At 60.6% G+C, this 2,235-nt stretch carries 3 protein-coding genes; 2 read left to right on the forward strand and 1 reads right to left on the reverse strand.

From position 1 onward, the window contains the following. Positions 1-385 (forward strand): hypothetical protein (locus tag EB75_RS11235; RefSeq protein WP_217267689.1); only part of this gene is annotated, 385 nt, incomplete at its 5' end. A 462-nt stretch (positions 386-847) separates the two neighbouring features. Beyond that, positions 848-1,474 (forward strand): DUF6308 family protein, encoded by a 627-nt coding sequence (locus tag EB75_RS11240; RefSeq protein ID WP_073695484.1) that lies wholly within the window; start codon positions 848-850, stop codon positions 1,472-1,474. Positions 1,475-1,552: 78 nt separating this feature from the next. On the opposite strand, the gene EB75_RS28770 is transcribed toward EB75_RS11240, so the two are convergent. After that, positions 1,553-2,062 (reverse strand): hypothetical protein, encoded by a 510-nt coding sequence (locus EB75_RS28770; protein ID WP_142239549.1) that lies wholly within the window; start codon positions 2,060-2,062, stop codon positions 1,553-1,555. Between the last annotated feature and the right edge of the window lie 173 nt (positions 2,063-2,235).

A 2,235-nucleotide genomic window follows, 5' to 3' on the forward strand; every position in this document is an offset into this window, starting at 1 on the left:
CACCTCAGCCCCGTCCCCGAATTCCCACCACCCCAGGGGACTTAGCCGCGCTCACTGTCAGAGCGCACTCGACGAGCGCCTGTCACTCCTCGCAGACATGTTTTCGCGCAGGCAGAGTGCTCTACGCAGCTTCGACCCGACCGATCGCGGCGATGCCTATCACTCGTTATTCGGCGAATTCATCGCGGTCGACCAATTGCGACGGCAGGTGCTAGAAGTCGCCGAGCAGTTGCAACGAGGTCAGTCGCTCGACGACATCGCCAACGCCCTGTCCGCGGTCGACGCCAAGATCAAGAGCCGGTTTCCCACTGCGCGGTTGCTGGACGAGGTGCCACTCGGACCAGAAGACTGTCACGGCCCAGAAGATCCCAAAGGCAGCCACTGAGGCGAAATATGGTTACCGGCGGACCAGGTTCTGTCGGTGGTCGCGGGAAACATGCCCTGCATGCCGATTAATGTGTTCCACCGGGACCTGGCCTCATGCCTTCGAGAAGTTATTGCCGATCCAGATGTGAGCGACACAACCCGTGAACGTGCCGCAGTGATGGCCCGTCGAGTCGCTGATTTTCTGCGTGCCGACTATCGAGGGTTCAGCTACGAATGGTTCTTCGGGGCCTGCGGACTAGACCACTGGGGTGAGGTGATCACCACCTAGGTCACGCCAAATCCTCAGAGCATCAATCGACTTCGACGCTCTGTACACGAAGCGCAAAGCGAGCAGGCGGGCGCATACTGCCCGTCTTGGTCGCTGCGACAACCAACGAAGTACGTGTGCGGACATTCTTCAAACAGCGCAGCGGCACCCAAACACCCGCAAACATGTCCATTGCTCGTGCAGCATGACCGGATGGGCAATAAGACGATTGCGATCGCAGACCACACCATGAGCCTCGACGCCGCAATGGCCCGGTTGGAGCACTACCCTTCCCGCACGCCTACCATCTACGACTTCCCGGGTCCCGGCCACCCCACATCAATCTCCGTCGACGAAATCCGGCGTACCCGGGCCGTCAGCTCACGAATCAGCACCCACGAAGGTGATTGGTTCATCTTCCGGGCCGCCACGGCGCCATGGACTTCCCCTGAGTCCACCCTCCAAGAGGCGGACCCGGGAGAGTCCGACGGCCCCTACGATGCGATGGAGGGCTTGTACAAGCACTTCACCGCCGCGGCGCCCAAGGGCGTGGGGATGGCCAAGATCAGCAAGGTGCTTCATCTGAAACGGCCAGCACAGTTTCCGATCCTCGACAGTCGACTCGCCCGCACATACCGCGACCCCGCCGCCCGCGCGGCCAAGACCTACGCCAACCGGGGATACCGCAAAATGTACTGGGCCGCCATTCGACTCGATCTATTGAAAAGCGGCGACGCACTGGCCGAGCTGCGGCAGTGTGTCCGCGAGCACCCCTCGCCGCGAGTCCGAGCACTCCACGCACTTACCGATATTCGATTGCACGACATGCTCACCTGGTAAAGGCCATATGCGGACCAAGAGCCCCGACCTGTGAGGACCTCGCGGCCAAGGACATAGCGGGCCAATGCGCCGCCCAGGCTAGCTGGGAGTTTCGGGGCAATAGTTACTGACGATGTAGTAGGCCAATTTCCTCTGGGTTGCCACATCGTCCTTCCATGCGGGCTGCCCTTGATGGCTCCAGAATGCGTAGTCGAGGGACAACACTCCTAGCCCCTGTCCCATCGAGATCATTGTCGCCTTCAGATGCGCTACCTTCGGCTTTGCACAGAACTCGGCGGCCTCGTAGTCGGCAAATTCCCTGGTTTTGGTATCGAGTCCAGCGATCTGAAATTTCCAGTACAGCGCGTTCACCGCCGCCCCCTGCGGAGCTCCCTGAACCAGCGCCGGTGCCGCGACGCTGGTGGACGTTGTTTGAGCTGTGGTGCTCTTGTTGGCTGCATTTTCTGAACCGCCACCACATGCCGGGACGGCAGCAATCATCATTCCCAGAACAGTTGCGCCGAGCAGCCGTGTCCGCCATGTTTCGGTCCAGATTGCCAATGCCGTGCCCCTGCGTTCGCTGTGTAATTGCTGCGCGAATCCTGTCACAGACCCGACTGGAGCGCCGCCAGATTTCGCCAGTGATTCCCATTCGACCTGCCAATCACAAGCCCTCGTGGCGGGTCTACTTCTCGCGCCAACGGACCGAAGTAGCCCACTGCCGGGTACTCCTGTCAACGACGGTCGAAAATTGACCCCGTAGCGTCGGTTGAATTTTGACC

Source organism: Mycobacterium sp. ST-F2, from assembly GCF_001905655.1.
Lineage (GTDB): Bacteria > Actinomycetota > Actinomycetes > Mycobacteriales > Mycobacteriaceae > Mycobacterium.

Bases quoted from the DNA above. Each gene is read 5' to 3' on its own strand.
- EB75_RS11240 (WP_073695484.1), top strand. From the start codon at position 848: ATGGGCAATAAGACGATTGCGATCGCAGACCACACCATGAGCCTCGAC.